Origin of the sequence: Neoluteolibacter marinus (assembly GCF_014904755.1) — a bacterium.
GTDB lineage: Bacteria > Verrucomicrobiota > Verrucomicrobiia > Verrucomicrobiales > Akkermansiaceae > Haloferula > Haloferula marina.
Genome location: NZ_JACZFQ010000240.1, coordinates 1 through 678, shown reverse-complemented (window position 1 = coordinate 678; position 678 = coordinate 1). Strand labels below are relative to the sequence as shown.

Sequence of the window (678 nt, the reverse complement as noted above, 5' to 3'; positions counted from 1 at the left end):
GTTCACCGACGCCGAGCTGCGTGCGGAGACGGACGCATTCCGCCAGCGCCTCGAGGACGGCGAGTCCCTGGACCGCATGCTCCCGGAGGCCTTCGCCGTGGTCCGCGAGGCGTCGCACCGCGTGCTGGGCAAGCGCCATTACGACGTCCAGCTCATGGGCGGGGCCGCGCTGCACCTGGGCAACATCGCCGAGATGAAGACCGGCGAGGGCAAGACCCTGGTGGCCACCGCGCCCGCCTACCTCAATGCGCTGTCCGGCAAGGGTGTCCACGTCATCACGGTCAACGACTACCTGGCCTCCTCCCAGGCGGAGCAGATGGGCCGCGTCTACCGCTTCCTGGGCATGGAGACCGGCACGATCCTGGCGGGCCAGTCCCCGGATGTCCGCCGCAAGCAGTACGCCGCGGACATCACCTACGGCACGAACAACGAGTTCGGCTTCGACTACCTGCGCGACAACATGGCCTGGTCGGTCGACGAGCTGGTGCAGCGCGGGCACAACTTCGCGATCGTCGACGAGGTCGACTCGATCCTCATCGACGAGGCCCGCACCCCGCTGATCATCTCCGGTCCGGCCTCCGGCGAGGCCAACCGCTGGTACTCGGTCTTCGCCTCGCTCGTCGAGCGGCTGGAGCTGGACGAGGACTACGAGGCCGACGAGAAGAAGCGCACGGTCTC

1 protein-coding gene is annotated in these 678 nt (G+C 68.3%); it reads left to right on the top strand.

Annotated features, from left to right (window positions below; translation table 11 throughout):
• The coding region (locus IG178_RS24665; protein WP_343226039.1) for a DEAD/DEAH box helicase at positions 1–678 on the top strand (678 nt) is incomplete at both ends.